This is a genomic window from Thermus kawarayensis JCM 12314, from assembly GCF_055393575.1.
The window spans coordinates 20,607-42,591 of sequence record NZ_AP043756.1 but is presented as its reverse complement, the minus strand read 5'-3'; the positions used below and the strand labels follow the sequence as shown (position 1 = coordinate 42,591).

Below are 21,985 nucleotides of genomic sequence, written 5' to 3'. Positions count from 1 at the left end.
GAAGGATGTCCCTAGCGGCTTTCCAGGATTTCCACCACCAAAGCCGCCCCGATGAGGTTGGCCCCCAGGTCCTTGCGGATGCGCTCGGCTTTCGCCATGCGCAAGAGGTCCTCCTGCCGGAAGTACCAGGTGCCCCCCACCTCCAGGGGCTCCACGAAGCCGATCTCCACATAGGCCCGCACGGCCCCCAGGGAAAGGCCGTATTGGGGGAGGGCTTCCAGGGAAAGCCACTGGCTACGCACGAGCATGGTAGGCCTCCGCTAGCTTCCTCCAGAGGGCTTCCTCCTCCGGGGTGGGGTGTTCGGGGATGGTGACCCGCACCTCCAGGTACAGGTCCCCCCGGCCCCCGGGCCCGGGGAAACCCTTTCCCTTGAGCCTTAGCTTTCTTCCCGCCTGGGTCCTGGGGGGGATGCTGACCTCCACGGGGCCCTCCAGGGTCATGGCCCGCACCTTCCCCCCCACCACGGCGATGGGGGCGGGCACGTCCAAGGTGGCGTAGAGGTCCTGGCCCTCCAGGCGGAAGCGGGGGTGGGGGAGGAGGCGCACGGTGAGGAGAAGGTCCCCCGGGGGCTCTCCAGGCCCCCCCATCCCCGGCACCCGGATCGCGCTCCCGTCTTGGGCCCCTGGGGGGATGCGCACCGTGACCCGCCTCCCTCCCACCTCTAGAACCCGCTCCCCCCCGTGAAAGGCCTCCTCGAGGCTCAGGGGGAGCTCGGCCCTGAGGTCGCGCCCCCGCCGGGTCCGCGGCCGGCGGGGGCCGAAGAGACCGCTCCCGAAGAGCTCCTGGAAGAAGTCGGAGAAGTCCTCCACCTCAAAGCCCGAGAAGTCGTACCCGCCGGGGGGTGGGGGCGGGGGCGGGGTGGCGGTGCCGTAGGTATCGTACAGTTTTCGCTTTTCCGGGTCGGAGAGGACGGCGTAGGCCTCGTTGATCTCCTTGAACCGCTCCTCGGCCTCGGGGCTCTTGTTGACGTCGGGGTGGTACTGGCGGGCCAGGCGCTTGTAGGCTCGTTTGATCTCCTCCTGCGTGGCGTTTCTGGGAACCCCCAGGATGGCGTAGTAGTCCTTCATGGTCTACTCCAGGTCGGCCTCTTCCGGCTTCTCCTCCCCCACCGCCACCCGGGCCGGGCGCACCAGGGCCTCCCCCAGGCGGAAGCCCCGCTGGAAGACCCGGGCCACCTTCCCCGGCTCCCCGGGAAGGAGGCCCACCGCCTCGTGGTACCGGGGGTCAAAGGCCTGGCCCTCCCCCGGCACCTCCTCCACCCCAAGGCCCGCCAGGGTGCGGAAGAAGCCGTCCCGGACCGCCTTCACCCCCTGGCGGATGCTCTCGGGGTTCGCCTCGGCGAACTCCAGGGCCCGGTCCAGGTCGTCTAGAACCGGGAGGAGGGCCCTCAGGGCCTTGAGCAGGCCTTCCCGCTCCCGCGCCTTGAGCTCCTCCTCCATGCGCTTGCGGTAGTTGTCAAAGTCGGCGAGGAGGCGGAGGTACCTGTCCTTGAAGCCCCTAAGCTCCTCCTCCGCCGCCCTAAGGCGCTCCTCCAGGGCCTGGGCCTCCTGGCCCACCTCCTCCAGGTCCTTTTCCAGGGTGTCCTCGTGGTTCCGCTCCTCCATGGACCCTCCTTGGGGATAGGCCCCGGCTTCCCGCCTTACTCGGCGGGCTTGTAGTCGGCGTCAATCACGTCGTCCGGACCCTTTCCCGAGGCCGCCTGGGCGCCCCGCTCGTAGGCCTCCACCGCCTTCAAGAGCTCCTCGGTGGCCGCCTTGAGCTCGGGGTCGGGGGCGTCCCGCTCCACGAGCTCCTTGGCCTTCCCTATGGCGGCCTCGAGGCGGGCCCTGGCCTCGGGGCTTCCCTGCTTCTCCTGGAGAACCCGCTCCGCCTGGATGCGGGCCGAGTCCAGGGTGTTCTTGAGCTCGGCGTGCTCCTTGCGCCTGCGGTCCTCCTCGGCGTGGCGCTTGGCCTCCTCTATCATGCGCTGAATCTCCTCCTCGGAGAGGGTGGTGGTGTTCTGGATGGTGATGGAGGCCTCCCGCCCCGTGGACTTCTCCTTGGCGGTCACGTGGAGGATGCCGTTGGCGTCGATGTCAAAGCAGACCTCGATCTGCGGGACCCCGGCGGGCATGGGGGGGATGCCCTCGAGGCGGAAGCGGCCCAGGCTCTTGTTGTCTTGGGCCATGGGGCGCTCGCCCTGGAGGACGTGGATCTCCACGGCGGTCTGGTTGTGCTCGGCGGTGGTGAAGATCTCGCACTTGCGGGTGGGGATGGTGGTGTTCCGGGGGATGAGGACGGTCATCACCCCGCCCTTGGTCTCCACGCCCAGGGAGAGGGGGGTGACGTCCAAGAGGACCACGTCCCGCACCTCCCCCATGAGCACCCCGGCCTGGATGGCCGCCCCCATGGCCACCACCTCGTCGGGGTTCACGGAGCGGTTGGGCTCCTTGCCCAAGAGCTCCCTCACCACCCGCTGCACCGCAGGCACCCGGGTGGCCCCGCCCACCAGGATCACCTCGTCAATCTGGGCGGGGGTGAGCCCCGCGTCCCTCAGGGCCTGCTCCACCGGGCCCCTTAGGCGCTTGAGGAGGGGTTCAATGAGCTCCTCAAACCTGGCCCGGGTGAGCTTCTTCTCCAGGTGGAGGGGGGTCTTGCTCGCGGGGTCCAAGGCGATGAAGGGCAGGCTGATGGTGGTCTCCAGGGTGCTGGAGAGCTCAATCTTGGCCTTCTCCGCCGCCTCGATGAGCCGCTGGAGGGCCTGGCGGTCGGCCTTGAGGTCCACCCCGTACTCCCGCCGGAACTCCTCGGCGAGCCAGTTCACGATGGCGTGGTCCATGTCGCTGCCGCCCAGGTGGGTGTCCCCGGAGGTGGCCTTCACCTCAAAGACCCCCTCGCCGATCTCCAGCACCGTGACGTCAAAGGTCCCGCCCCCCAGGTCAAACACCAGGACGGTCTCGTTCCCCTTCTTGTCCAGGCCGTAGGCCAGGGCGGCGGCGGTGGGCTCGTTGATGATGCGCAGGACCTCCAGCCCCGCGATCCTCCCGGCGTTGGCCGTGGCCTCCCGCTGGGCGTTGTTGAAGTAGGCGGGAACGGTGATCACCGCCTTGGTGATCCGTTCCCCGAGCTTCTTGGAGGCGTCCTCCACCAGCTTGCGGAGGACCATGGCGCTGATCTCCTCGGGGGTGTAGAGCTTGCCCTTGACCTCCACCCGCACGCCCCCGTCGGGCCCCGGGACCACCTTGTAGGGCACCCGCTTGGCCTCCTCCTGGACCTCCTCAAAGCGGCGGCCGATGAAGCGCTTGATCTCAAAGATGGTCCCCTCGGGGTTCAGGACCGCCTGGCGCTTGGCCATGCGGCCCACCAGGGTCTCCCCATCACGGAAGGCCACCACGCTGGGGGTAACCCTTTCCCCTTCGGCGTTCTCCAGCACCACGGGCTTTCCGCCCTCCAGGACGGCGATCACGCTGTTGGTGGTACCCAGGTCAATGCCCACTGCCTTGGCCATAACGCACCTCTCCCTTCAAGCGTAAGGGATTCGGAGCAGCCTTGTCAAGAGAGTTGAGCGTGATTGTGTCATGGTGCCCCAGGCTACCCGGGCCTCCCTCCTTTCGTGTACCTTAGGAGAGGACATGTCCCGTTTGCCTCTGAACTTTCTGGTCTTCCTCTTGGGCCTTCTCTTCCTGGCGTGGGCCTTCAGCCTGGCGGGAACCACGGGCAGCGCCGGGGGTGCGGTGAACTACACCACCTTCCTGGAGGACCTCAAGGCGGGCCGGGTGAAGGAGGTGGTGGTGCGCTCGGGGGAGACCCGCATCCAGGGGACCCTGGTGGACGGCTCCTCCTTCACCACCTACGCCGCCAGCCCCCCCGATAACGCCGCCCTCGAGGCCTGGATGCGCCAGGGGGTGAGCGTGCGGGTGGAACCCCCCCAGGGGCAGAGCCCCCTGGGTTTCCTCTGGCCCCTCCTCCTGGTGGGCCTCCTCATCGGGGCGCTCTTCTACTTCTCCCGCTCCGGGCGGGCGGGGCCCTCGGACTCGGCCTTCAGCTTCACCAAGAGCCGGGCCCGGGTCCTCACCGAGGCCCCCAAGGTCACCTTCAAGGACGTGGCCGGGGCGGAGGAGGCCAAGGAGGAGCTTAGGGAGATCGTGGAGTTCCTGAAAAACCCCGCCCGCTTCCACGAGATGGGGGCCCGCATCCCCAAGGGGGTGCTTCTGGTGGGGCCTCCGGGGGTGGGGAAGACCCACATCGCCCGTGCGGTGGCGGGGGAGGCCCGGGTGCCCTTCATCACCGCTTCCGGCTCCGACTTCGTGGAGATGTTCGTGGGAGTGGGGGCGGCGAGGGTCAGGGACCTCTTTGAGACCGCCAAGCGCCACGCTCCCTGCATCGTCTTCATAGACGAGATTGACGCCGTGGGAAGGAGGCGGGGAAGCGGTGTGGGAGGCGGGAACGACGAGAGGGAGCAGACCTTAAACCAGCTCCTGGTGGAGATGGACGGATTTGAGAAGGACTCCACCATCATCGTCATGGCCGCTACCAACCGCCCGGACGTCCTGGACCCGGCCCTCCTTCGCCCCGGGCGCTTTGACCGCCAGGTGGCCATTGACGCCCCCGATGTGCGGGGAAGGGAGCAGATCCTGAGGATCCACGCCCGGGGGAAGCCCCTGGCCGAGGACGTGGACCTGGCGCTTCTCGCCAAGCGCACCCCGGGCTTCGTGGGGGCGGACCTGGAGAACCTCCTCAACGAGGCCGCCCTCCTCGCCGCCCGGGAGGGGCGGAAGAAGATCACCATGAAAGACCTCGAGGAGGCCGCCGACCGGGTGATGATGGGCCCGGCCAAGAAGAGCCTGGTCCTCACCCCCCGCGACCGCAGGATCACCGCCTACCACGAGGCGGGGCACGCCCTGGCGGCCCACTACCTGGAGCACGCCGACGGGGTGCACAAGGTGACCATCGTGCCCCGGGGGCGGGCCCTGGGCTTCATGATGCCCAGGCGGGAGGACATGCTCCACTGGTCCAGGAAGCGGCTTCTGGACCAGATCGCCGTGGCCCTGGCGGGAAGGGCGGCGGAGGAGCTGGTCTTCGAGGACGTGACCACGGGGGCGGAGAACGACTTTCGCCAGGCCACGGAGCTCGCCCGGCGGATGATCACCGAGTGGGGCATGCACCCCGAGTTCGGCCCCGTGGCCTACGCGGTGCGGGAGGACACCTACTTGGGCGGGTACGATGTCCGCCAGTACTCCGAGGAAACGGCCAAGCGCATTGACGAGGCGGTGCGGCGCCTCATTGAGGAACAGTACCAAAGGGTGAAGACCCTGCTCCTGGAGAAGCGGGAGGTTCTGGAGCGGGTGGCGGAAACCCTCCTGGAGCGGGAGACCCTCACCGCCGAGGAGTTCCAAAAGGTGGTGGAGGGCCTGCCCTTGGAGGAGCCCCAGGCCTTGGAGCCCCGGGAGGAAAAGGAGGCGCCCCGGGTGGTACCCAAGGTCAAGCCCGGCGGGGCCCTGGGCGGGGTCTGATGCCGCCCCGTGCTGGCCCGGGCCAGCATGGGGCCCCTAGGCGGGCTTCCCCGGGCCGGCGGGGCCAAGGAAACGGGGAGAAAGGGGATAACCCGGGGAGGAAGCCCTCCCCGAGGGAAGGGAATAGCTTACTTCTTGACCTTTTCCTTGAGGGCCTTACCCGGCTTGAAGGCAGGGTACTGGGTGGCGGGGATCTTGATCTTCTCCTTGGTGCCGGGCTTCACGCCGGTGCGGGCCTTGCGCTTGCGCACCTCAAAGGTGCCGAAGCCGGTGAGCTGCACCTTGTTGCCGGCCGCCAGGGCCTCTTCCACCTTGCCCAGGAGGGCGTCCACCGCCGCCTTCACGTCCTTCTTTTTGAGGCTCGTGGCCGCGGCCACCTGGTCCACCAGATCCGCTTTGGTTACCGTCTTCTTTGCTGCCATTCTTCACCTCCTTCCTCTTTTCCCTTCCGGGCGGAATATATCACGGTTGAAGGTCTTCCCGCAATACCCTTGGCCATTTCTATACCTGCGTATAGCTATGTATGATAACGGAAGTATTGACTCTAGCGGTAGCGGGGGGGGAGGAGTTCCCGTACCCGGGCCTCTATCTCCCGGGTGAGGTTTTCCAGCTCCTGGTGGGTGACCTTGGTTTTCCTTGGAACGGGGATGGGCTCCCCGTAGACCACCCGGATGGGGCGGCGGAGCCGGAAGAGCTTTCTCCCCACGGGCCAGGCCTCCTCCGTGCCCACCACCGCCACGGGCACCACCCATGCGCCCGTGCGCAAGGCGATGGCCGCCACCCCGGTTTTGAAAGGCTGGAGCTTCCCGCTGCGGCTCCGGGTGCCCTCGGGGAAGATGCCGAAGGCCATGCCCCTTTCCAGGGCCCGGATGGCGTTTTTCACGGCGGCGAGGTCGCCCGCGCCCCGTTCCACGGGGATGGCGTAGAGGCGGGGAAGAAGCCAGGAAAGGAGGGGGAGCCGGAAGACGTTGGCCCGGGCGAGGAAGCTCACCGGCCGCCCTACCCCTGCCCCGATGGCGATGGGGTCCAGGATGGAGAGGTGGTTGGCCGCCAGGATCACCGGGCCTGCTTTGGGCACCTTTTCCGCACCCTCCACCCGGTAGCCGAAGAGGAGGTGGAGGAGAGCCCGGGCCAGGTACCAGGCGGCCCGGTAGACGGGGTTGGGCTTCGTGGCCTCCACGGCCCCTAGTCTAAGGCGCGCAAGGCGCGGAGGGCCTCCAGGTGGGCCAGCCTCAGGGGTTCGGGGAGGCGGAAGCGGGTGGGAAGGCCCTTGACCAAGGCCAAGGCTTCCTCCAGCCCCACCCGGTGCCCCGGGGAGACGTAGAGGGGTCGGACCCCGGTCCTGCTCCGGTAGGCGTAGCCTATGGGCCTGCCATCCGGGGCGAGGAGGGGTACGGCGCTTCCCGCCTCTTGTGGGAGGGGCCCTTCCAGGCGGCCAAAGAGGAGGCTCTTGGCCACGCCGATGCTGGGCAGCCCCAGGTGGACCCCCAGGTGGCTGGCGATGCCCAGGCCCCTGGGGTGGGCGATGCCCTGCCCGTCCACCAGGAGGGCCTCCGGGGCCTCGGGGAGGGCCTTCAAGGCCTCCAGGTAAGCGGGGGCTTCCCGGAAGGAGAGAAAGCCAGGGATGTAAGGGAAAAGCTCCGCCTCGGGGAGGAGGCCCTTCCCCAGGAACAGGGGTCCTTTTTCCAGGTGATAGAGGACGGCCACGGCCAAAAGGGGCTTCCCCCGCTTGTGGGAGGCGTCCAGGGCGGCGATGCGCCTGACCCCGTCCAGGTTTCCCTCCACCCTCACCTGCCGGGCCAGGGCCTGCTGCAGGGCCACGGCTTCCTCCAGGCCCCGGGGCCTGGGAAAGGGGGGAACCTCCATTAGCTCACCTCTCTCAGCCGTTCCAGCACCTCCTGGTCCGAAGGGTCCACCCCGTAGAGGAGGGCCAGGTAGTAGGTGGTCCAGGCTAGACGGTACCAGAGGGCCATGGCCTGGGCGAGGCGGCTCCCCTCCGGGGCGGGCACCTCGGCCATGGCGTCCACCCGGGTCTCCAGGATCTCCTTGGCCAGGGAGGCCGCCTCCCCTCCTCCCAGGAGGACCGCCGCCAGGGGGTCCCCCTGCTCGTGGCGGGCCTCGAGGCCCGTGAGGAAGAACTCCAGGGCGCTATGAGGCGGGGTCAGGGAGAGGCTCTTGCCGATGCGGGCGAAGAGGCTCTGGGCGGCCTCCTCCAGGGGGCGGAAAAAGGGGCTAAAGAAGAGGGGAAGCCTTTCCAGGAGGGTGTAGGCCAGGAACTTGGCGGGGTTTTCCTCCAGGGGCACCTCGGGGGCGAGGCGGCGCCGTTCCTGGAGCAAGGCCCCGTCCACCTCCTTGAGGGCCTCCTCCTGCCCCGTGGCCAGAAGGAGGAAGCGCAGGTAGCGGTAGGGGCTTAAGGGGCTTGGGGGGAGGTAGACCTCCACCCCTTCCCGGAAGCCCACCCGCACCACCTTGGCCCTTCCCGTCTCCGCCAAAAGGCCCATGGCCGCCGCCTCCCCCAGGTCGTACCCTCCTTCCAAGAGGAAGAGGGTCCCTTCCTCCCCCCATTCCGGGAGGGAGAGGAGCCGGGCGGCGAACCACCCTTCCCCGTAGGCCAAGACCCCGTGGGGGCCGGGGTAAGGGGCGGGGGGCACGGGGCCCGTGCCCACCAGGTCCCGTAGCTCCAAGGCCAGGCCCCTGCGGTCCACCAGGTAGGTTTCCTCGCGGTCCAGGTCGCGCATACTCCTTATGCTAACTCCCGTGCGGTTCTGCGCTCCCAAACCCGTGGCCCGCATCTGGGGAGGAAGCGGCCTGGGCTTCGGCCCGGGGATCGGGGAGGTGTGGCTCTGCGAGGAGCCGCTATTGGTGAAGCTCTTGGACCCGGCGGAATGGCTTTCCGTACAGGTCCACCCGCCCCATGAGTACGCCCTAAGGCGGGAGGGGAAACCGGGGAAGTACGAGGCCTGGTACGTCCTCTCCCCGGGGGAGATCGTCTACGGCCTAGAGAGGCCCTTGAGCCGGGAGGAGGCGCGCAGGCGGGCGGAGGAGGGCCGCCTCGAGGAGGTCCTCCGGCGGGTGCGGGTGGTCCCGGGCCAGGTGGTCTACCTGCCCGCCGGCACCATCCACGCCCTGGGTCCGGGCACCCGGGTCTACGAGGTCCAGACCCCCTCGGACCTCACCTACCGCCTCTACGACTACGGCAGGCCCCGGGAGCTCCACCTGGAGAAGGCCCTGGGGGTGGCCCTCCTGGAGCCCACCCCCCTTCCCCAGGTCCGTCCCGAGCCGCTATGGGGAGGGGAGAGGCTACTGGCCACGCCCCATTTCCACCTCTACCGCTACCCCTTGAGGGGGCGGCTTGCCCTGAGGCCGGAGGCCCCCTTGGTTCTCACCCTCCTCGAGGGGGAGGCCCGCCTGGGGGAGGAGGTTCTGCGGCCCTTCGCCACCCTTCTCCTGGAGGCCGGGGAGGAGGCCCTCTTGGAAGGGGAAGGGCTTCTCCTGGGGGCTAGCCCGAAAGGCGCCTGAGGAGGGCCTCCACCCCGGGGGAAGGCCTTTCCCTAAGCTCCTCCCAGAGCCTCTTCCGGTAGCGCTCCAGGTGGGCTTGGGCCCGGGCCCTCTGCCCCCGGGCCAGGCACCCCTCCACCAGGAGGAGGAGGGCCTCCTCGTCCAGGGGGTCCAACTCCAGGAGGCGCTCCAGGTAGCGGGGCTCCCGCCCCTTGAGGAAGAGGGCCCGCACCCGGTGGAAGACCTCCTCCCGCTTCCGGTCCAGGAGGGGATGGTCCAGGCCGGGGAAGAGGGGCTCTTGGTAAAGGGCATAGACCCTTTCCGCATCCTCTTTCGCTAGGGCCTCCTCCAGGGCGTAGAGGTCGCACTCCACCCCCTTTAGGCCCTCCTCCAGGAGGTAGGTGGGCACCCCCCAGGGCTCCAGGAGTTTCTTGAGCCGGGCAAGCCACACGTAGAGGTTGTTGAGGGCGGCCTCCTCGGAAAGGTCCGGCCAGAGGGCGAAGGCGATCTCCTCCCGGGGAAGGCCCAGGAGAAGGAGGGCCAGGACCTCCCGGGCCCTGCCCTTCGGGACCACCTCCCCCAGGGGGGTTTCCACCCGGTAGCGGCCCAGCACCCAGGCCTTGAGGGGCGGGATCTCCGGAAGCCTCAGGAGGATGGCCTCCTTCCAGCCGCTTTGGAGTACCTCCAGGAGGGGGTAGGCCCGGGCCAGTTCCGGCCGCTTCCTAGGGAGGAGCCCTAGGGGCACGAGGCCCACCAGGACCCTCTCTTTGGCGTCCGTGAGGGAGAGGAGGGCCTTTAGGTCCTCCTCTTGCCGCAACAGGCGGTAGCGGGCGGCGTGCCAAAGGAGGCGCTCCTCCCGCTCCTTTGGGCGCGGGGGGAGGAGGGCCGGGTCTTCCCGGAGGAGGGCCCGGGCGAGGGAGGGGAAGAAGCCCGTGAGCCCCTCAAGGAGGCCCGGGTCCCGGCGGAGTTGGGAGAGGAGGGCCTTGCCCCGTTCCACCAGGTAGGGGCTTTCCCAGAGCTCCGCCTGGGCCACCAGCCGGGAGAGCCCCTCGGCGTCTTCTTCCAGGTGGGCGAGGAGCATGCGGGCTTCCAGGGAGGCCAGGGGGTGCCCTTGGGCCTCCTGGGCCCTCTGCAGGTAGTCCCGGGCCTTTTCCCGCTCTCCCAAGAGAAGGTAAAGCCGGCCCAGGTCCCGGAGGTGCCCCGCCAGGTTGGCGGGGGCGAGGGGGCCTAGAAGCCCCACCGCCTCCTCCAGGGCGGCGATGCGCCCGAGAAGGCTTCCTTCCCGCTCAAAGCGCAGGAAGGCCAGGTTGACGAGGGGGGCGAGGCGGTAGGGGCTCTCCGGGGGAAGCCGCCTTAGGGCCTCCTCCAGGAAGGCCTCGGCCTCCTCCATCCTCCCCTCCTCGTAGGGGACGCGGGCGGCGTCGTTGAGGAAGCGTCCGGCCAGTTCCCCCTTCACCCGGTCCAGGAGGGAGAGGCCCTTTTCCAGGTGGGCGCGGGCCCCGGCCAGGTCCTCTCCCAGGAGGGGCTCGGCCTTGTAGTAGGCGAGGTGCCCCAGGGCCTGAAGGGCCAAGGCGGGGTCCTCCCCCTGGGCCAAGGGCTCCAGGAGGGCGAACCCCTCCCGCCTCCCCACCTGGAGGAGGGCCTCTCCCAGGCGGAGCCGGGCCCGGGGCCCGCCCCTCCGCAAGAGGGCCTCCCAGGCCACAAGCCTCTCGGCGGGGATAGGGAGGGTGGTGGGCAGCTCCAGAAGGCGGAGGAGCTCCTCCTCGAGCCCCGCCCCGAAGAGGGCCTCGGCCCATACCTCCGGGGGAAGCCTCCCTTCCGCCCGGCGCACCGCTTCTTGCACCTCCTCCCGGAGGACGCTTAGGGCCATCTCCTTGAGGAGGGGATGGAGCCGGTAGCCCGCAGGCACCCTCTGGAGAAGCCCCTTCTGGAAGAGGGTTTCCGTGGCGGGGAGGGCGCAGGAAGGGGGCAGGAGGGGAAGGGCGGCCAGGAGGAGGCCTTCCCGGAACTCCTCTTCCGAGAGGCTTTCCCTCAGGCCCTGGAGGAGGGCCTGGACCTCTGGGGGCTTCCCGGTGAAGGCGGAGAGGAAGAGGGGAAGGGCCCAGCCCCCCGTGGCCCGGTGGGCCTCCCGCCACCCCTCCTGGTCCCGGAAGAGGGCCCGGGCCTCCTCCTCGGTGAAGGCGAGGTCCGGGGCCTGGAGGTGGACCAGCCTGCCCTCGGCCAGGAGCTTGGGGAGCTCGGGGTAAGGGAGTGGCTTGCGGCTCGCCAGGACCAAAAGGCAGGGAAGGGTGCGGAGGAGGGGGGAGAGGGGCTCCCTTCCGGTGAGGTCCTCCAGGACCACCAGGGAGGGCACCTCCCCCAGGGCGGCCACCACAGCTTCCCAGGGGGCCTCCTGGGGAAGGCCCAGGGCCTTGGCCAAGAGGGCCCGGGGCTCTCCCAGGAGGGTGCTCGCCCAGAGGGTGCGAAGGCCGAGCCTGGCGGCGAGCTGCCCGGCCAGGACGCTCTTGCCGAAGCCCGCCGGGGCCTCGAGCCAGACGGCGAAGCCCGGTTCCTCAGGCAGGAGGTCTAGAAGCCTTTTCCTTTCCAGGTAGACCGGGCTTGACCAGGCCAGGGCCATGGGTATTTCCATTTTAAGCGGGGCTGCCCTTGACCAGACCCCCTTCCCGCCCCAAGACTATGGAGTCATGGACCGGCCCTTTTTAGACCTCCCCCCCTGCGGCCCCCTGCGGGGGGTTTTGCGGGTTCCCGGGGACAAGTCCGTCACCCACCGGGGCCTCATGCTCCTGGCCTTGGCCGAGGGGGAGGGAAGGCTCCTTTACCCCTTGAAGGCGGGGGACACCCTCTCCACCGCCCGGGTCCTCAGGGCCCTGGGGGCGGGGATAGAGGAAGAGGGCCCCCACTTCCTCGTGCGGGGACGGGGCCTCCGCCTAAAGGAGCCCGAGGACGTCCTGGACTGCGGCAACGCCGGGACCCTTATGCGCCTCCTTCTGGGCCTTCTCGCCGGACAGGAGGGGCTTTTCGCCGTCCTCACCGGGGACGCCTCCCTGCGCCGGAGGCCCATGGGCAGGGTGGTGGGGCCCCTTCGGGCCATGGGGGCCCAGGTGTGGGGCCGCCAAGGGGGGGACAGGGCCCCCCTGGCGGTGCGGGGGACCCCCCTGCAAGGCCGCCGCTACACCCTCCCCGTCCCCAGCGCCCAGGTCAAAAGCGCCCTCCTCCTCGCGGGCCTTTTCGCCGAAGGGGTGACGGAGGTGGAGGAGCCCGTCCCCACCCGGGACCACACGGAGAGGCTTTTCCGCCACTTCGGGCTTCCCCTTTGGGCGGAGGGGGGCCGCATCCGTACCCATAAGACCGGGCCCTTCCCCGCAAAGGACCTCACCGTGCCCGGGGACTTCTCCTCGGCGGCCTTCTTCTTGGTGGCGGCCCTCCTCACCCCAGGCTCGGAGGTGGTGGTGGAAGGGGTGGGCCTGAACCCCACCCGCACCGGCCTCCTCCAGGTGCTCCGGGAGATGGGGGCGGACCTGGAGTGGCAGGTGCTGGAGGGGGAGGCGGGGGAGCCCGTGGGCTGGATACGGGCCCGGTATAGCCCCCTTAAGGGCGTTTCCGTGGACCCTTCCCTCATCCCCCTCATGGTGGACGAGGTGCCCATCCTGGCCGCCGCCGCCGCCTGGGCGGAAGGGGAGACCCATGTCCCGGGCTTGTCCGAACTCCGGGTGAAGGAGTCCGACCGGGTGGCCGCCATCGCCAGGAACCTCAAGGCCCTCGGGGTGGAGGTGGAGGAGGGTCCGGACTGGCTAAGGATCCGGGGCGGGGGGGTGCGGCCCGGGGAGGTGGAGCCCTTCCACGACCACCGCATCGCCATGGCCTTCGCCGTGGCCGGCCTGCCCGTGGGGGTCCGGATCTGGGAGCCGGACTGGGCCGAGATCTCCTACCCCGGCTTTTTCCAAGACCTGAAGGGGCTATGCGCGGCATCGTGACCATAGACGGGCCTGCGGCCTCGGGGAAAAGCTCCGTGGCCCGGCGGGTGGCGGAGGCCCTGGGGGTGCCCTACCTCTCCAGCGGCCTCCTCTACCGGGCGGCGGCCTACCTGGCCCTGCGGGCGGGGGTGGACCCCGGGGACGAGGCGGGGCTCCTGAGGCTTCTGCAGCGGTTCCGTGTGCGCCTGGTCCCGGGGAGGGAGAACCGGGTCCTGGCCGACGGGGAGGACCTCACGCCAAGCCTCCACACCCTCGAGGTGGACCGCATCGTCTCGGAGGTGGCCCGGCTTCCCGGGGTACGGGCCTGGGTGAACGAGAGGCTCAAGGAGGTGCCCCCGCCCTTTGTGGCCGAGGGCCGGGACATGGGCACGGCGGTCTTTCCCCAAGCCCCCCACAAGTTCTACCTCACCGCCCGGCCGGAGGTGCGGGCAAAGAGGCGGGCAAAGGAGCGGCCCCAGGCCTACGAGGCCATCCTTCAGGACCTCCTGGAAAGGGACCAGAAGGACCGGGCCCAAAGCGTCCCCGCCCCCGACGCCCTTCTCCTGGACACCAGCGACCTCACCCTGGAGGAGGTGGTGGCCTGGGTGCTGGAGCGTGTCAAGGACTAGCCATGGTCCCGGGGGCCAAGGAAAGACCCGTCCAGGAGTTCTTGAACCTGGTCCTCTACCGCCCCCTGGCCCACCTGGTGGTGCGCCTCCTGCTCCCCACCCCCCTCAAGCCCCACCACCTGGTCCTCTGCCATACCTTCTTAGTCCTCCTCGCCGCCTGGCTTCTCCTTAAGGGAGAGGATCTGCTTGCGGGCCTCCTTCTCCAGGTCAAGACCGTGCTGGACAACGCCGATGGGCAGCTGGCCCGCCTGCGCCAAGAGACCACGGAGCTCGGGCGGTACTTGGACACCGAGCTGGACTTCCTGGGGAACCTGGCCCTCTTCCTGGCCCTGGGCCTCCGCACGGGGGAGGTAGGGTGGGCCCTCCTCGCCTTTTTGGTCTTCACCCTGGTCCAGTCCTACGACTTTAACCTGGAAAGGCTCTACCGGAGGGCCTGGGACCTCCCGGATTCCCAGGAGGTCCGGGACCCCGAGACCCCCCTCCTGCGCCTCCTCCGGGGGGCTTACCGCCTCCTCTTCCTGCCCCAGGACCGGGGCATCGCCGCCTTGGAGGAGTTCTTGGTGAGGCGGCTTGGCCTCGCCCCCCGCCGCTTCTGGGACGAGTGGGCCTTGAGCGGGGTGGTGAACCTGGGCCTCACCACCCAGCTCTTCTTCCTGGGGGTGTTCCTCGCCTTCCACCAGCCTGGGGCCTACCTTACCTTTGTCCTCCTCCAGGGCGTGTATCTTGGGCTTTGGTACCTATGGAGGGTCGTCCGCAGTATCCCATCCCCACGGTAGGGGCCCTGGTGGAGAGGAGGGGCCTTGTGCTCCTGGTGCGCACCGCCAAGTGGCGGGGGCTTTGGGGGGTGCCCGGGGGGAAGGTGGAGTGGGGGGAAGGCCTGGAAGAGGCCCTGAGGCGGGAGTTTCGGGAGGAGGTGGGGTTGGAGCTTACCGGAATCCGCTTCGCCATGGTGCAGGAGGCCCGTTTCAGCCCCGAGTTCCACCGGCCCACCCACATGCTTCTCATCAACTACTTCGCCCAGGCCCAAGGGGAGGTGCGTGCCGGCGCCGAGATTCTGGAATGGTCTTGGGTGGAGCCGGAAGCGGGGCTTTCCTTTCCCTTAAACACCTTCACCCGCGTTCTGCTCCAAAGTTACCTGGAGGGAAGATGAGGACCGCCCTGGTCACGGGGAGCGCCAAGGGCATCGGCCGGGCCATCCTCCTGGCCCTGGCCCGGGAAGGGTTTAGCGTGGCCGTCCACTACCGCACCTCCCAGGGCCTGGCCGAGGCCACCCGGAAGGAGGCGGAGGCCCTGGGGGTCAAGGCCATCAAGGTGCGGGCCGACCTGACCCGGGAGGAGGAGGTGGTCCATTTGGTAGAGGAGGTGCGCCACCACCTGGGGGGCATAGGGGTCCTGGTCAACAACGTGGGGGACTACCTCTATAAGCCCATAGAGGAGGTGAGCCTCGAGGAGTGGCGCTCCATTCTGGACACCAACCTCACCGCCACCTTCCTCCTCACCCAGAGGGTCCTTCCCCTCATGGTGGCCCAGGGCTACGGGCGCATCGTCAACCTGGGCTACGCCGGGGCGGGTAACCTCCTCGCCCGGACCCACATCACCCCCTACGTCATCGCCAAGACCGGGGTCATCCTCTACACCAAGGCCATCGCCAAGCGCTTCGCCCAGGCGGGCATCACCGCCAACGTGGTGGCTCCCGGGGTGGCGGAGAACTCCGTCTCCAAACCCCTCCACGAGATTCCCATGGGGAGGCTGGCCCTTCTTGAGGAGATCGCCAAGGCGGTGCTCTTCTTCGTGCGCGAGCCCTACCTCACGGGGCAGGTGCTGGAGGTGGCGGGGGGGTGGAACCTTTAGCCCATCATGATGTGCCCCGCTTCCTACGGAGGGGTGCGGGTAAAGAACCCTTTTGCGTGATACCTTAGCTTCGTGGACGGGAACGCCCCTGAACCCCAGTACTGGGAAAAGATGGGCCTGGTGGCCGAGGTCTTGAAGGCGGTGGAAGGCCCCATCTACATCGCCACCCACGTGGACCCTGACGGGGACGCCATCGGGAGCTCCCTGGGGCTTTATAGGGCCCTCAAGGCCCTGGGCAAGGACGCCCGCTGGGTGGCCGAGCCCCCCCGCTTCCTGCGCTTTTTGCCCAAGGAGGAGGAGTACTCCGACCCCGTGGAGGAGCTTCCCGTGGGGGCCACCCTGGTGGCCCTGGACAGCGCCGAGCCCTCGAGGGTGGTGGGGGTCCCCGTGGAGGGCTTCGTCATCAACATTGACCACCACGGCACCAACCCCCGCTTCGGCCACCTCCACGTGGTGGACCCCTCCAAGGCGGCCACCGCCCAGATGGTGAAGGACCTCATAGACCTCTTGGGTGTGGAGTGGACGGCGGAGATCGCCACCCCCGTCCTCACGGGCATCCTCACCGACACCGGCAACTTCCGCTTTGCCAACACCACCCCCGAGGTCCTCCGGGTGGCGGCGGAGCTTGTGGGCTACGGGGTGAAGCTCGCCGAGCTCACCGACCGCCTGCAGTTCCGCCCCCCCTCCTACTTCCGCCTCATGGGCCAGGTGCTCTCCACGGTGGCCTTCCACTTTGGCGGGCTTCTGGTCACCGCCCACCTCCCCGAGGACGCCAAGCGGGAAGAGGAGGACTCCGACGACTTCGTGGGCCTCATCCGCTACGTAGAGGGGAGCGTGGTCTCGGTCTTCCTGCGCAGGCGGGAGGAGGGGGTGAAGGTTTCCATCCGCTCCCGGGGCGGGGTCTCGGCCCAGAACATCGCCTTAAAGCTCGGGGGCGGGGGGCACGTCCCCGCCGCCGGCGCCACCCTGCAGGGGGTGGACCTGGACCGGGCCTACGAGCTGGTCCTCGAGGCCGTCCGGGAGGAGCTCAAGCGGGCGGGGTACCTCTAGGGGGGTCCCAGAGGAGAGGGGGGTGGGGGAGGAGGAGGGGGGCCACCTCCTCCCCCGGCTCCAAGAGGAGGCGGTGGCGGTAGTGGCTCCCCCGGGGTTCCCGGTACACCTCCAGGTTTCCCGTTTCTTCCACCAGCCACACCTCCGGGATGCCTCCCTGGGCGTAGAGGGGTAGCTTCACGTGGAGGTCCACCTCCCGGGTGGAGAAGCTGACCTCCACCACCAGGAGGGCGTCTTGGGGTTCGGGGAGCCTGGCCCGGTAGAAGTCGTCCCGGGGTTTGAGCAAGGCCAGGTCCGGCTGAGGAAGGGAGTGGGGGGAGAGGCGCAAGGGGTTTTGCACGTAGACCAGGGCCCGGTCCCCGTAAAGCCTTTCCAGTTGCTTGGCCAAGTAGGTCACCAGGCTGGCGTGTCCGCTGCCGATGGGGGCCATCTCGTAGACCTCGCCGTCCAGAAGCTCCAAGCGGAGCCCCTCTGGGGCCTTCTCCAGGATGGCCTGGAACTCCTCGAGGCTCAGGCGGTGGCGGATCATCTTCCCATTTTAGGCCCCGTACTTGAGGAGCTTCCCCCCGTGGGCGAGGAGAAGGGGCATGAGCTCCATCCCCCGCAGGTGGCCGAGGCTGCCCTTTAGGGCCTCCCCTTCCGTGAAGCGCCTCGCCTCGTCCGCCCGCAGATAGGGGGCCTTCAGGAGGAGGGGAACGGGGTGCCAGGAGTGGGCCTTGAGGAGGGCGGGGGTGGAGTGGTCCCCGGTGAGGGCCAAAACGTTCGGGGCCTAGCTTCAGGATCTCGGGGAGGAGGGCGTCAAAGAGCTCAATCTTCTCCACCTTGCCCCAGAAGTTCCCGTCCTCCCCCATGGCGTCCGTCTTCTTCACGTGGAAGTAGAAGAAGTCGTACCGGTCCCAGTGCTCCTTGAGGGCCTTGAGCTTTCCCTCCAGGACGTCCCCTTCTCCCTCCACGGGGAGGACCTCCATGCCCACCAAGGCGGCGAGTCCCTTGTACATGGGGTAGCTGGCGATGGCGGCGGGGGTGAGCTTGTAGACCTCCTGCATCCGGGGGAAGCTTGGCTTCTTGGAGGCCCCCCGGAAGAGGGCCCCGTTCATCCGGGGCTCGTCCTTAAGGACCTCCCGGATCCTCTCCGAGAGCAGGTTGACGAGCCGGGCCGTCTTCTCCGAGGCCTCGTCCAGGGCCTTGGCCTGTAGGGGCGGGAGGCCCGCCTTCTGGGGGTCGGTGTCCGTGACCCCATCGGCAAGCCCCTCGCCCCTAAGGATCACCAGGAAGCGGTGTTCGCTTTCCGTGTAGAAGTGGACCTCGGCGTCCTCGAGGCGGGGGATGGCCTCCCGGAGCTTGGCCATCACCCTTTGGTTCTCCTCCGTGGAGGGCCTTCCCGCCCTCCGGTCCACCACCTTCCCCTCGGCGTCCAGGGTGGCGAAGTTCCCCCTCAAGGCCACGTCCCCCTCCCGGAAGTCGGCCCCGAGGCCCAAGGCGGAAAGCGCCCCCCGGCCCACCACGTAGCGGAAGGGGTCGTAGCCGAAGAGGGCCAGGTGGCCGGGGCCCGAGCCCGGGGCGAGGCCCGGGTAGACGGGGGTGAGGAGGCCTAAGGCGCTCTCCTCCGCCAGGCGGTCCAGGTTCGGGGTCCTGGCGGCCTCCAGCTCCGTGGGGCCCCCCGGTTCCAAAGGAAGCCCCCCCACGCCGTCCAAGACGATGAGGAGGATCTTGCTCGGGGTCTTCTGGGCGAGCTCCTTGAAGACGGGGAAGAGGTCCATGGGGCCATTTTACTGGGGTAAGATGGGCGGGTATGGCGAAGGAGAAGGGCCTAACCCCCCAGAGCCAGGACTTCAGCGAGTGGTACCTCGAGGTCATCCAAAAGGCTGAGCTCGCCGACTATGGGCCCGTGCGGGGCACCATCGTGGTCCGCCCCTACGGCTACGCCCTCTGGGAGAACATCCAGGGGGTCCTGGACCGCATGTTCAAGGAGACGGGCCACCAGAACGCCTACTTCCCCCTCTTCATCCCCATGGGCTTCCTCAAGAGGGAGGCCGAGCACGTGGAGGGGTTCTCCCCCGAGCTGGCCGTGGTGACCCATGCGGGGGGGGAGGCGCTGGAGGAGCCCTTGGCGGTGCGGCCCACCTCGGAGACGGTCATCGGCTACATGTGGTCCAGGTGGATCAAGAGCTGGCGCGACTTGCCCCAGCTCTTGAACCAGTGGGGGAACGTGGTGCGCTGGGAGATGCGCACCAGGCCCTTCCTCCGCACGAGCGAGTTTTTGTGGCAGGAGGGGCACACCGCCCACGCCACCCGGGAGGAGGCGGAAGAGGAGGTGCGGAGGATGCTTGGCATCTACGCCCGCCTCGCCCGGGAGTACGCCGCCATCCCCGTGATTGAGGGCCTGAAGACCGAGAAGGAGAAGTTCGCCGGGGCCGTCTACACCACCACCATTGAGGCCATGATGAAGGACGGCAAGGCCCTCCAGGCGGGCACCAGCCACTACCTGGGGGAGAACTTCGCCCGGGCCTTTGACATCACCTTCCAGGACAGGGACCTCCAGGTGAAGTATGTGCACACCACCAGCTGGGGCCTCTCCTGGCGCTTCATCGGGGCCATCATCATGACCCACGGGGACGATAAGGGCCTTGTCCTTCCCCCTAGGCTCGCCCCCATCCAGGTGGTCATCGTCCCCATCTACAAGGAGGAAAGCCGCGGGCGGGTTCTGGAGGCCGCCCAAGGTCTCCGCCAGGCCCTTCTGGCCCGAGGCTTAAGGGTTCGCCTGGACGACCGGGACCAGCACACCCCCGGCTACAAGTTCCACGAGTGGGAGCTCAAGGGGGTGCCCTTCCGTGTGGAGCTCGGGCCCAAGGACCTGGAGGGGGGCCAGGCGGTGTTGGCGAGCCGCCTCGGGGGCAAGGAGACCCTGCCCCTCGCCGCCCTCCCCGAGGTCCTGCCCGGGAAGCTTGACGCCTTCCACGAGGAGCTCTACCAAAGGGCCCTGGCCTTCCGGGAGGCCCACACCCGGAAGGTGGACACCTACGAGGAGTTCAAGGAGGCGGTGCAGGAGGGGTTCGCCCTGGCCTTCCACTGCGGGGACAAGGCCTGCGAGCGGCTCATCCAGGAGGAGACCACCGCCACCACCCGGTGCGTCCCCTTTGAGGCCGAATCCGAAGAGGGCTTCTGCGTCCGTTGTGGCGGGCCCTCCGCTTACGGCAAGCGGGTGGTCTTCGCCAAGGCGTACTAAATGCCCCAGGTTCTAGGACGCGGGGTCTACTGGCGCTGGTACGGGGAGGTCCTCCTGGAGGGGGGCGTGACCTTGCGCATGACCGGGGACGTGGCCAAGTGGCTGAGGCCGGGGGAGAGGGTGAGGCTCCGCACCGAGTTCAAGAGGCTCGCCCTCGGCTTCTCGTAGCGGAAGGCGTTCTCCGCCCGGTGCTTCTCCCGGTGCGCGAGAAGCCCCTTCACGCTAAAGGGCCCCTCCACCCCCACCAGGTCCGCTTGTCCGATGAGCCATCCTCCCGTGACGATGCCGAGAGGCCCCCGGTGGCGGGCCCTGCGCTTCCTTATTTCCCAGGTCTTCTTTCCGTCCACGATGAGGCTGGCATAGGGCTCCCGGACGATGAGCCCGAGCTTGGGCCTTTCCACCCCCCTATTGTAGATTGGAGGGCGTGGCGTGCCCGAAGGAAGGGCTAAAGGCGAAAAAGGTCCGGGCCCAAAGGATCTTGGAGGCCCTGGAAAAGACCTACCCGGAAGCCCGCACCGAGCTTAGGCACGAGAACCCCTTCCAGCTCCTGGTGGCCACGGTCCTCTCCGCCCAGGCCACCGATAAGAGCGTGAACCAGGCCACCCCGGCCCTCTTCGCCCGCTTTCCCGACGCCAAGGCCCTGGCGGAGGCCACCCCGGAGGAGGTGGCGCCCTACATCCGGAGGATCGGGCTTTACCGCACCAAGGCGAGGAACCTGGTGGCCCTGGCGAAAAGGCTTGTGGAGGCCCATGGGGGAGAGGTGCCCGAGGACAAGGAGGCCCTGATGCGCCTTCCCGGGGTGGGTTGGAAGACGGCCACCGTGGTCCTGGGGGCGGCCTTTGGCGTGCCCGGGATCGCCGTGGACACCCACGTGGCCCGCCTTGCAAAGAGGCTCTGCCTCTCGGAGGCCAAGGCCCCGGAGAGGATCGGGAAAGACCTGGAGGCCCTCTTCCCCAAGGAGCGGTGGGTCTTCGTCCACCACGCCCTGGTCCTCCACGGGCGGTACGTCTGCCTGGCGAGAAGGCCCCGCTGCCCTTCCTGCGCCCTTGCGCCTTACTGCCCGAGCCGCCAGGCCTAATGCCAGCCCATTTGGGAATTTCTGAGGCCGGCCGGGCGCGGGAGGGAGAAGCTAAAGAAAGGAGACGCTGTGCGCGAACCCTCGCCCGCTTACCGATTGGTCTTGGTCAGCTTCCTCTGGTCCTTCGGGGGAAACCTGGTCTACTTCTTCCTCAACTTCCACCTCGAGGCCCTGGGCTTCTCCCGCCAGGCCATCGGCCTGGCCCAGGCCCTCCTCCTCTTCACCGGGGTGGTCTTCGCCCTGCCCCTGGCCTACCTCATCCCCCGCCTCGGCTACCTGAAAAGCCTCTACCTGGCCTTTTCCCTCGCCGTGGGGAGCGGGCTTCTCCTGGGCCTGGGGCTTTGGGTCTTCCCCTCCCTGGCGGGCTACGGCCTGGCGGGGGCCCTTTTGCAAGGGGCGGCGGCCCCCTTCATGGCCTGGCTGGTGCCCCCCGAAAAGCGCGTGGCCCTCTTCAGCCTGCAAGCGGCCCTCACCACGGCGAGCGGCTTCTTCTCCACCCTCCTTGCGGGCGCTCTTTCCGACTGGGTGGGGGCCCGGTGGGTCCTCCTCTTCGCCCTGCCCTTCTTTCTGCTGGCCCTTCCCCTGGCCCTAGGCCTTCCGGAAGGAAGGGGGCAGGCACCCAGGCTTCGGGGCCGCTTTGGGGTATGGCTCAGGCTCCTTCTGCCCCAGGTGGTCATCGGGTTTGGGGCGGGGCTCGTCATCCCCTTTCTGAACCTGTATCTGAAGGAGAAGTTCGGCCTCTCCTACGGGGCCACGGGCCTGGTCTTCGCCCTCTCCTCCCTGGCCACGGGGGCGGCCATGCTCCTCCAGCCCCTTTTGGTCAGGCGGGTGGGGAGGCTCGGGGCCATCGTGGGGGTGCAGGCCCTTTCCCTGCCCTTTTTGGCCGCCCTGGCCTGGGCTCCTTGGCTTCCCCTGGTCACCCTCGCCCTCCTCGTCCGGGGGGCCCTGATGAACGCCGCCGGGCCGGTTTACGCCGCCTTGGTCATGGACTACCTGGCCGAGGAGGAGCGCCCCGGCTTCTTCCTCCTGGAAAGCGCCCTCTGGAGCCTCCTCTTCGCCTTGGGAAGCGCCCTTTCCGGGGCGGCGCAGGAGGCCTTGGGCCTAAGGGCCTTTGACCTCCTCTTCGGGGCGACCCTCGCCCTCTACGCCCTGGGCATCGCCCTCTGGCCCTGGGCCTTCGGCAAGGGGCGGTCTTCCTAAGGGGAAC

General features: G+C 68.7%; 22 protein-coding genes and 1 pseudogene. 11 read left to right on the top strand and 12 right to left on the bottom strand.

What is annotated here, in order from left to right; genetic code table 11:
* Positions 1-11: 11 nt before the first annotated feature.
* The 4 genes from ACZ5RK_RS00460 to dnaK are packed head-to-tail and all read right to left on the bottom strand — an operon-like array spanning position 12 to position 3,488.
* Positions 12-248 (bottom strand): chaperone modulator CbpM, encoded by a 237-nt coding sequence (locus tag ACZ5RK_RS00460; protein ID WP_054647270.1) that lies wholly within the window; start codon positions 246-248, stop codon positions 12-14.
* The gene (locus ACZ5RK_RS00455) at positions 235-1,068 is read right to left on the bottom strand and encodes a DnaJ C-terminal domain-containing protein (protein WP_464909272.1); all 834 of its coding nucleotides are present in this window, start codon (positions 1,066-1,068) and stop codon (positions 235-237) included. The genes ACZ5RK_RS00460 and ACZ5RK_RS00455 overlap by 14 nt, the downstream gene beginning before the upstream one ends.
* A gap of 3 nt (positions 1,069-1,071) precedes the next feature.
* Positions 1,072-1,605, bottom strand: coding sequence for a nucleotide exchange factor GrpE (gprE, locus tag ACZ5RK_RS00450; protein WP_054647517.1), 534 nt, complete (start codon positions 1,603-1,605; stop codon positions 1,072-1,074).
* A 35-nt stretch (positions 1,606-1,640) separates the two neighbouring features.
* Positions 1,641-3,488, bottom strand: a complete 1,848-nt coding sequence (dnaK, locus tag ACZ5RK_RS00445) for a molecular chaperone DnaK (protein ID WP_464909271.1) — start codon at positions 3,486-3,488, stop codon at positions 1,641-1,643.
* A gap of 124 nt (positions 3,489-3,612) precedes the next feature.
* Here dnaK and ftsH point away from each other — a divergent pair, with 124 nt between their 5' ends.
* Entirely contained in the window at positions 3,613-5,493 is a 1,881-nt protein-coding gene (ftsH, locus tag ACZ5RK_RS00440; protein ID WP_464909270.1) for an ATP-dependent zinc metalloprotease FtsH, read from the top strand.
* Between the two features lie 128 nt (positions 5,494-5,621).
* Here the strand turns inward: ftsH and ACZ5RK_RS00435 are convergent, their stop codons facing one another.
* The 4 genes from ACZ5RK_RS00435 to ACZ5RK_RS00420 form a co-directional block, all read right to left on the bottom strand.
* Complete coding sequence (locus ACZ5RK_RS00435) at positions 5,622-5,915, bottom strand: HU family DNA-binding protein (protein WP_054647700.1); 294 nt, start codon at positions 5,913-5,915, stop codon at positions 5,622-5,624.
* 122 nt (positions 5,916-6,037) lie between these two features.
* The gene (locus tag ACZ5RK_RS00430) at positions 6,038-6,673 is read right to left on the bottom strand and encodes a lysophospholipid acyltransferase family protein (protein WP_464909269.1); all 636 of its coding nucleotides are present in this window, start codon (positions 6,671-6,673) and stop codon (positions 6,038-6,040) included.
* Between the two features lie 5 nt (positions 6,674-6,678).
* Entirely contained in the window at positions 6,679-7,359 is a 681-nt protein-coding gene (locus tag ACZ5RK_RS00425; RefSeq protein ID WP_464909268.1) for an endonuclease V, read from the bottom strand.
* Positions 7,359-8,231, bottom strand: a complete 873-nt coding sequence (locus tag ACZ5RK_RS00420; protein WP_464909267.1) for an SIS domain-containing protein — start codon at positions 8,229-8,231, stop codon at positions 7,359-7,361. The genes ACZ5RK_RS00425 and ACZ5RK_RS00420 overlap by 1 nt, the downstream gene beginning before the upstream one ends.
* Before the next feature lie 19 nt (positions 8,232-8,250).
* On the opposite strand from ACZ5RK_RS00420, the gene ACZ5RK_RS00415 reads away from it, so the two are divergent.
* Positions 8,251-9,012 (top strand): class I mannose-6-phosphate isomerase, encoded by a 762-nt coding sequence (locus ACZ5RK_RS00415; RefSeq protein ID WP_464909266.1) that lies wholly within the window; start codon positions 8,251-8,253, stop codon positions 9,010-9,012.
* Here the strand turns inward: ACZ5RK_RS00415 and ACZ5RK_RS00410 are convergent.
* The gene (locus tag ACZ5RK_RS00410) at positions 8,993-11,608 is read right to left on the bottom strand and encodes a transcriptional regulator (protein ID WP_464909265.1); all 2,616 of its coding nucleotides are present in this window, start codon (positions 11,606-11,608) and stop codon (positions 8,993-8,995) included. The two genes, ACZ5RK_RS00415 and ACZ5RK_RS00410, sit on opposite strands and share 20 nt — an antisense overlap.
* 67 nt (positions 11,609-11,675) lie before the next feature.
* Here ACZ5RK_RS00410 and aroA point away from each other — a divergent pair, with 67 nt between their 5' ends.
* From aroA to ACZ5RK_RS00380, 6 genes are all read left to right on the top strand, one after another.
* Positions 11,676-12,965 carry a 3-phosphoshikimate 1-carboxyvinyltransferase gene (gene aroA, locus ACZ5RK_RS00405; RefSeq protein WP_464909264.1) on the top strand — a complete coding sequence of 430 codons (1,290 nt, stop codon included), beginning with the start codon at positions 11,676-11,678 and terminating at the stop codon, positions 12,963-12,965.
* Positions 12,950-13,573, top strand: coding sequence for a (d)CMP kinase (gene cmk, locus ACZ5RK_RS00400; RefSeq protein WP_054647744.1), 624 nt, complete (start codon positions 12,950-12,952; stop codon positions 13,571-13,573). Before aroA ends, cmk begins: the two co-directional genes overlap by 16 nt.
* A gap of 2 nt (positions 13,574-13,575) precedes the next feature.
* Positions 13,576-14,349: a CDP-alcohol phosphatidyltransferase family protein gene (locus tag ACZ5RK_RS00395; protein ID WP_464909263.1), complete on the top strand. Its 774-nt coding sequence runs from the start codon at positions 13,576-13,578 to the stop codon at positions 14,347-14,349.
* Entirely contained in the window at positions 14,313-14,723 is a 411-nt protein-coding gene (locus ACZ5RK_RS00390) for an NUDIX domain-containing protein (RefSeq protein WP_464909262.1), read from the top strand. Before ACZ5RK_RS00395 ends, ACZ5RK_RS00390 begins: the two co-directional genes overlap by 37 nt.
* Positions 14,720-15,424 carry a bifunctional dihydropteridine reductase/dihydrofolate reductase TmpR gene (gene tmpR / locus ACZ5RK_RS00385; protein ID WP_464909261.1) on the top strand — a complete coding sequence of 235 codons (705 nt, stop codon included), beginning with the start codon at positions 14,720-14,722 and terminating at the stop codon, positions 15,422-15,424. The genes ACZ5RK_RS00390 and tmpR overlap by 4 nt, the downstream gene beginning before the upstream one ends.
* Positions 15,425-15,496: 72 nt before the next feature.
* A complete protein-coding gene (locus ACZ5RK_RS00380) occupies positions 15,497-16,474 on the top strand; it encodes a DHH family phosphoesterase (protein WP_464909260.1) in 978 nt (325 codons plus the stop codon).
* On the opposite strand, the gene ACZ5RK_RS00375 is transcribed toward ACZ5RK_RS00380, so the two are convergent.
* Positions 16,452-17,003, bottom strand: a complete 552-nt coding sequence (locus ACZ5RK_RS00375) for a Uma2 family endonuclease (protein ID WP_464909259.1) — start codon at positions 17,001-17,003, stop codon at positions 16,452-16,454. The genes ACZ5RK_RS00380 and ACZ5RK_RS00375 overlap by 23 nt on opposite strands.
* Positions 17,004-17,012: 9 nt before the next feature.
* A pseudogene (locus ACZ5RK_RS00370) lies at positions 17,013-18,234 on the bottom strand (2,3-bisphosphoglycerate-independent phosphoglycerate mutase).
* Between the two features lie 32 nt (positions 18,235-18,266).
* On the opposite strand from ACZ5RK_RS00370, the gene proS reads away from it, so the two are divergent.
* Positions 18,267-19,700, top strand: coding sequence for a proline--tRNA ligase (proS, locus tag ACZ5RK_RS00365; RefSeq protein WP_464909258.1), 1,434 nt, complete (start codon positions 18,267-18,269; stop codon positions 19,698-19,700).
* Between the two features lie 26 nt (positions 19,701-19,726).
* Here the strand turns inward: proS and ACZ5RK_RS00360 are convergent, their stop codons facing one another.
* Entirely contained in the window at positions 19,727-20,101 is a 375-nt protein-coding gene (locus ACZ5RK_RS00360; protein ID WP_464909257.1) for an ASCH domain-containing protein, read from the bottom strand.
* 14 nt (positions 20,102-20,115) lie between these two features.
* On the opposite strand from ACZ5RK_RS00360, the gene nth reads away from it, so the two are divergent.
* Both nth and ACZ5RK_RS00350 read left to right on the top strand, forming a co-directional pair.
* Positions 20,116-20,778 (top strand): endonuclease III, encoded by a 663-nt coding sequence (gene nth, locus ACZ5RK_RS00355; protein WP_464909256.1) that lies wholly within the window; start codon positions 20,116-20,118, stop codon positions 20,776-20,778.
* Positions 20,779-20,847: 69 nt separating this feature from the next.
* Positions 20,848-21,978, top strand: a complete 1,131-nt coding sequence (locus ACZ5RK_RS00350) for an MFS transporter (RefSeq protein ID WP_464909255.1) — start codon at positions 20,848-20,850, stop codon at positions 21,976-21,978.
* The last annotated feature ends 7 nt before the right edge of the window (positions 21,979-21,985 follow it).